Source organism: Neptunomonas sp. (assembly GCF_041601355.1).
GTDB lineage: Bacteria > Pseudomonadota > Gammaproteobacteria > Pseudomonadales > Balneatricaceae > Neptunomonas.
The window spans coordinates 1-6,287 of record NZ_JBFIIH010000175.1; the positions used below are offsets into that span (position 1 = coordinate 1).

Sequence of the window (6,287 nt, forward strand, 5' to 3'; positions counted from 1 at the left end):
CTGGACAGAACCGTGCAAGTGCAGATTGTTGAACTGCTCAAAGATCTGCAGAAAAAATATGGTCTCAGTTATATATTTATCAGTCATGACTTATCGGTTATCAAAGCACTTAGCCACAAGGTGCTGGTCATGAAGCAGGGAGAAGTCGTCGAGCAGGGAGAAGCGAAAACGCTCTTCAGGTCACCCGCGCATCATTATACGCAGGAACTGCTCAAAGCAGCGTTTGAATAGATGAAGACTGATAAATAAGAGATGGGAAATGAGGCATTACCCGTAACATCACAGATAATGCCCTCAAATATTCAGAGTAGCGTGGGTGATCGGCTCAAGGCTATTCAATCTCTAGCAGAATATCACCGGGCGTTACCCGATCACCTTTCACTACGTTAACGGCGATTACCGTGCCGGCTAACGGCGCTTGTATCTCTGTTTCCATCTTCATTGCCTCCGTCACCAGCACTGCTTGTCCTACCGTTACCTGCTGCCCGACAGTCACCAGTACATCGACGATATTACCCGGCATCGAGGTCGTTACATGTCCCGGAGCACTGGCAACACGCACGGCTCGCTCGCCACTGCCTTCAGCAACAAAACTGTTCAAGGGTTTAAATGCGACCTCTTCCGGCACACCATCTAACGTCAGATAGACCTTACGCTTACCCGCACCTAAGGCACCAATACCCGTGATACTGACCTGATAAGACTCACCATGCACATCAATACTGAATTCTGTGGGCACGCCTTCATCACTGGGACGCACACTGTCAGATTTCGCCAATAAGGTCTCTGGCACCAGCGTGCCGCTGTTACGCTCTTCAAGAAACTTACGACCGATATCCTGAAACATCGCATACGTCAGCACATCTTCTTCACTCAATGCTGCCTCACCGATCTCCGCACGTAATTGATCTAATTCAGGCTTGAGCAGATCCGCAGGGCGCACATCGATAACCTCTCCGTTACCAATTGCCTGTTTCTGTACTTGTGGATCAACAGGTGCCGGAGGATGCCCGTAGCCACCTGCCAGATAACGTTTTACTTCATTGGTAATCGACTTATAACGCTCTCCTGCCAGCACGTTTAATACAGCCTGCGTACCGACAATTTGTGAAGTCGGCGTGACCAGCGGCGGATAGCCTAAATCTTTACGAACACGCGGGATCTCGTCGAACACTTCACGAATGCGTCCCAATGCATGTTGCTCTTTTAGCTGATTCGCCAAATTAGACATCATACCGCCCGGCACTTGATTAATCTGCACAGAGACATCTTCACGGGTAAATTCACTTTCATACTGATGATATTTCTTACGTACGTCACGAAAGTAATCCGCAATCTCCTGCAACAAAGCCAGATCCAGCCCGGTATCCCATGGCGTGCCTTTTAACGAAGCGACTTGCGATTCTGTGGCAGGATGGCTGGTGCCCCCTGCAAAAGAAGAGATCGCCGTATCAATATGCTCTGCACCGGCTTCAATCGCTTTCAATTGGCACTGCGCCGCTAAACCCGCGGTACTATGCGAGTGAATGAATATCGGCAGATCCACCGCTGCTTTTAAGGCTTTTACCAGATCATAGGTAGCATAGGGCGTCAGCAACCCCGCCATGTCTTTCAATGCGATGGAGTCAGCTCCCATATCCCGCAGATCTTTGGCTTGTTGCACATATAACGCCGTGGTATGCACAGGGCTGGTGGTATAACAAATCGTGGCTTGAGCATGCTTACCTGTTTTCTTGACCGCCCTGATCGCCGTTTCAAGGTTACGTAAATCATTTAACGCATCAAAAACGCGGAACACATCAATGCCGTTTTCTGCCGCACGCTCAACAAACGCTTCGACCACATCATCAGCATAATGGCGATAGCCGAGTAAATTCTGCCCGCGCAACAGCATCTGTAAACGCGTATTAGGTAAAGCAGCACGCAGCTGTCTTAAACGTGCCCAGGGATCCTCTTTTAAAAAACGTACACATGCATCAAAAGTAGCACCGCCCCACACTTCAAGTGACCAGTAGCCCACCTGATCCAATTTATTGCAGATCGGCAACATATCTTCAGTACGCATACGCGTAGCGATCAAAGATTGATGCGCATCACGTAAAATAACATCAGTAACATAAACAGGTTTAGCGTTAAGAGCTTTCATCTTTCTCTCCTGAGCGGACACTTATAGGCCAGCATGGGCTGCAATTGCTGTCGCAATCGCCAGTGCAATATCATTGGGATGGCGCTTTTCCGAGTAATTCAACAACTCAGGATGATTAACGACGAAGCTGGTATTGAACACGCCACTACGAAACTCCTCATCATGCAAAATACCCTGATAATAACTTGCGGTCGTTTTCACACCCTGCAAGCGCATATCTTCCAGTGCACGCGAACCACGATCCAGTACATCTTCCCAATCCATCGCCCAGACAATCAACTTTAAACACATTGAGTCAAAATACGGGGGTATGGTATAGCCGGTATAAATAGCAGTATCGGTTCTAACACCCGGGCCACCCGGCGCATAGTAGCGTGATATTTTTCCAAAACTGGGTAAAAAGTTATTTTTAGGGTCTTCAGCATTAATCCGAAACTGCAGTGCAAATCCACGATAATGGATTTCCGATTGCTGATAACGCAAAGGCAAACCCGCGGCTATGCGTATCTGTTCCCGCACAATATCCACACCGGTGATCGCTTCCGTGATGGTATGCTCGACCTGCACACGGGTATTCATCTCCATAAAAAAGAAATCTTCCCCGGTCAGCAGAAATTCAACGGTGCCGGCATTTTCATAATTAACCGCCTTCGCCGCACGTACCGCCAAATCTCCTATATAGTGTCGCTGTGCATCGGTTAATTGTGGACTCGGCGCAATTTCAATGAGTTTCTGGTTTCGACGTTGAATTGAGCAGTCACGCTCAAAAAGGTGAATCGCGTTACCGTACTTATCCGCCAAAATCTGTACTTCGATATGCTTCGGGTCAACGATACATTTCTCAAGAAACACTTCTGCAGAACCAAACGCCTTAGTGGCTTCTGAAATAACACGCGGGTATTGCTGCTTCAGCTCTTGCGGCGTATCACAGCGCCTGATACCCCGCCCACCGCCACCGGAGGTTGCTTTTAGCATCACTGGATAGCCCAGTTTTTCAGCCACCAACAGGGCTTCATCAAGATCCTGTAAATTCCCATTCGAGCCCGGTGTCACAGGAATACCTGCCTCAATCATCGCGGCCCGGGCTTCTGTTTTGTCGCCCATGCGAGAAATGACTTCAGCTGAGGGGCCGATAAAGGCGATGCCACGCTCATTGCATATCCTCGAAAACTCGGCATTTTCCGATAAAAAACCATAGCCCGGATGAATCGCATCACATCCGGTTTCAGCCGCCAGGTTAACGATACGCCGCGCATCAAGGTATCCGCCTAATGGATCTTCACCGATAAAATACGCTTCATCCGCACGTTTTACATGCAAAGCATAACGATCCGGCTCGGTATAAATGGCAGCTGAACGCACCCCCATCTCAGCGCAGGCACGCACTATTCTGAGAGCAATTTCACCACGATTTGCTATCAATACTTTTTTAATCACAATAACCTCCGTTAAAACAGAGAGCGCCCGGGCCATTAAAGACCAGGAACAAAAGAGTTATTAAAAGTTACTACTAAAGCCCTGATATTAAAAATTGATATTTGTTAGATTAGCTATAAGCTAAAACTTATAGCTAGCACATAGCTCTTAACAGGAGCTCTTAACTAGTGACTATTAACAAGAGCTATCAACAAGTGCCTATTATCAAATGCTTATTAAAAAAATGCCTATTAAAAAATGGCTTAAAACCTATTCGAATTTTTAAGCTTTTTTTAACTACTTTTTAACTCTTTTTTACGATAACCGGTGTACAGCGGACATGTCATATACACTTAACCAGCTATTGAACCGACTCTCCTTTCGCCAGTTACAAGTGTTTATGACGGTTTACGAAGTCCGCGGTTATAGCAAAGCGGCTGAAACGCTGGGGCTGACACAACCTGCCGTCAGCTCACAAATCCGCCAAATAGAGCAAGCGTTTGAACAACCGTTATTTGAATATATAGGGAAAAAGCTCTACACCACTCCGGCAGGAGAGATGCTGGCACAATGCGTTCAGCAAATTTTCGCTCAGCTTAGCCAGCTACAGACTCAGCTCTCCGACATGGTAGGATCAGTAGCAGGTTCGTTAGATATTGCCGCTGTCAGCACCGCACAGTATGTTGTGCCTCACCTGCTGGCAGGTTTTCTCAGACTTTACCCCCGCGTGGATGTGAAGTTAAAAGTGGTTAACCGTGCACAGGCGATTCGATTACTCGATGAAAACCAAAATGATCTGGTTATTATGGGGATGGTACCGCAGGATCGTTCACTGTCCTTTATGCCATTTTTAGATAATGAACTGATTCCGGTAGTCCCTGCAGGTCATCCTCTCGCGACGCAATCAGAAGTATCCATTGACGCTTTTTTCTCGCTGCCGATGCTGTTAAGAGAAATGGGGTCCGGGACACGCCATGCGCTGGAGGCCTATTGCACGACACAAGGCGTCACTCTCACTCAGGCGATGGAGCTGGGTTCTAATGCGGCCGTCAAACATGCTGTTTTGGCAGGCCTTGGTGTGGCGGTCATGCCACGCTTAAGCGTTCAACTGGAACTTAACAACGGCCTATTACATGAGTTAGCTATGGAAGGATTTCCATTACGCCAATCCTGGTATACCGTTTACCCTCGCAATAAACACTTAACGCCGGCCGCTGAAGCCTTTATGTCATATATTGAGTTAAATATGGATGCCATCAAAGAGCACTTTGAACATTTATATCAGGCCTGAAACCACTTAAATATCAGCGATCCCTGGCCTCATCGGGTGATTCCAGCTTATGTCCTGCGACGATAAATTCGGGCAAGCAAAGATCACCAAAAACAGCCGCCAATCGTAGTATGAATATAAGCAGCATAGAGGCAATCGCTAATACGGTTTCCTCAATCAGCCCATAAAACACAACATAAAAGATAGCGCCTACAATGGCACATGTGGCGTAAAGCTCACCTTCTCTGTGCAAAATCAGCGGTATTTCCCGCGTCAATATATCCCTGATCATCCCACCGGCACAGCCAGTTATACAGGCCATCATCACCACGATGACAGGACCCACGCCAAGAGACATCGCTTTTTCAGCACCTAATACCGCAAATAAAGCTAAACCGGCCGCATCCAGTACCAGCATAGTTCTGCGCGGATACAAGAAATACCGACACATAAGAAAAGCAATTACAGCAGATATGATGGCAGTCCACAGATAGGTATTATTCACCACCCAGCCGATAGGAAATGCATTTAACGTGATATCACGGATAGTTCCTCCGCCCAGCGCGGTGACAATTCCCAACACCACGACGCCGAGAATATCCATACGTTTTCCTTGCGCCGCTAATGCGCCGGTAATAGAAAAAACTGATACACCGATCAATTCAGCAATATAAATAAGTGATGCGTAGTCCATGCTATCTCCAGCGCCCCTGCCGACGCCCTGTTGTACCGGCCATTTTAATCATACCTAAGCGTGTATTCGCATGGCATAACGCTATTGCTAATGCATCTGCGGCATCAGCTTGCGGCAACCCGGGAAGTTTCAATATCTGAGCCACCATATGCTGCACTTGCACTTTATCAGCAGAACCCTTACCCACCACAGCTTGTTTTATTGAACGAGCCGCATATTCAAACACCGGTAACTCCTGCTGAGTGCCTGCAACAATGGCGACTCCGCGCGCCTGCCCAAGCTTGAGAGCAGAATCCGCATTACGAGACATGAACACCTGCTCAATCGCCATCTCCTGCGGCATAAACTGACGGATCACTTCGCTAACACCGGAAAACACCTGATTAAGGCGATCCGGTAACTCATCTCCCTTAATACGAATACAGCCACTGGCGATATATTCATTTCGTGCACCCACAACATTAATCAAACCGTAGCCAGTAATACGTGACCCCGGATCTATTCCCAGAATTATCATCCAATCGTTCCGTTATTACTGACTAAACCAAGTTGATTAATGAAGACCGAGCACTCAGTGATGCAGAACAGACTCAGCAACATCTCAGCCAGCGACCGGCAGAGGTTCGTCAGTCGACTGAAGCATCAGCGCTCAATTAGAAAAGCCGATGCACTGTGGTTAGCAGAGCCTCGGCTTTCATGTCGATGGATTAAGTCCATCACTACTCTTGCATAGACTCTTCAGGAATCCCGGCATTGTGATA

The 6,287-nt window shown here is 47.6% G+C and carries 5 protein-coding genes and 1 pseudogene; 2 read left to right on the plus strand and 4 right to left on the minus strand.

Annotated features, from left to right (window positions below; genetic code table 11):
• A pseudogene (locus tag ABY436_RS18280) lies at positions 1–231 on the plus strand (microcin ABC transporter ATP-binding protein); the annotation flags it as partial.
• 100 nt (positions 232–331) lie between these two features.
• On the opposite strand, the gene oadA reads toward ABY436_RS18280, so the two are convergent.
• Positions 332–2,146 carry a sodium-extruding oxaloacetate decarboxylase subunit alpha gene (gene oadA, locus ABY436_RS18285; RefSeq protein WP_372740366.1) on the minus strand — a complete coding sequence of 605 codons (1,815 nt, stop codon included), beginning with the start codon at positions 2,144–2,146 and terminating at the stop codon, positions 332–334.
• Between the two features lie 21 nt (positions 2,147–2,167).
• Positions 2,168–3,583: an acetyl-CoA carboxylase biotin carboxylase subunit gene (locus tag ABY436_RS18290; protein WP_372740367.1), complete on the minus strand. Its 1,416-nt coding sequence runs from the start codon at positions 3,581–3,583 to the stop codon at positions 2,168–2,170.
• A 319-nt stretch (positions 3,584–3,902) separates the two neighbouring features.
• On the opposite strand from ABY436_RS18290, the gene ABY436_RS18295 reads away from it, so the two are divergent.
• The gene (locus ABY436_RS18295) at positions 3,903–4,853 is read left to right on the plus strand and encodes a LysR family transcriptional regulator (protein WP_372740368.1); all 951 of its coding nucleotides are present in this window, start codon (positions 3,903–3,905) and stop codon (positions 4,851–4,853) included.
• A gap of 13 nt (positions 4,854–4,866) precedes the next feature.
• Here the strand turns inward: ABY436_RS18295 and ABY436_RS18300 are convergent, their stop codons facing one another.
• Together ABY436_RS18300 and ruvC are read right to left on the minus strand one after the other, a co-directional pair.
• A complete protein-coding gene (locus tag ABY436_RS18300; protein WP_372740369.1) occupies positions 4,867–5,526 on the minus strand; it encodes a trimeric intracellular cation channel family protein in 660 nt (219 codons plus the stop codon).
• Position 5,527: 1 nt separating this feature from the next.
• Positions 5,528–6,043 carry a crossover junction endodeoxyribonuclease RuvC gene (gene ruvC, locus ABY436_RS18305; protein WP_372740370.1) on the minus strand — a complete coding sequence of 172 codons (516 nt, stop codon included), beginning with the start codon at positions 6,041–6,043 and terminating at the stop codon, positions 5,528–5,530.
• Positions 6,044–6,287 lie beyond the last annotated feature (244 nt).

What these genes read in the sequence shown, in the direction of transcription:
- ABY436_RS18300 (WP_372740369.1), bottom strand. Translation starts at nt 5,526, where the DNA reads ATGGACTACGCATCACTTATTTATATTGCTGAATTGATCGGTGTATCA.
- oadA (WP_372740366.1), bottom strand. Translation starts at nt 2,146, where the DNA reads ATGAAAGCTCTTAACGCTAAACCTGTTTATGTTACTGATGTTATTTTA.
- ABY436_RS18295 (WP_372740368.1), top strand. Translation starts at nt 3,903, where the DNA reads ATGTCATATACACTTAACCAGCTATTGAACCGACTCTCCTTTCGCCAG.
- ruvC (WP_372740370.1), bottom strand. Translation starts at nt 6,043, where the DNA reads ATGATAATTCTGGGAATAGATCCGGGGTCACGTATTACTGGCTACGGT.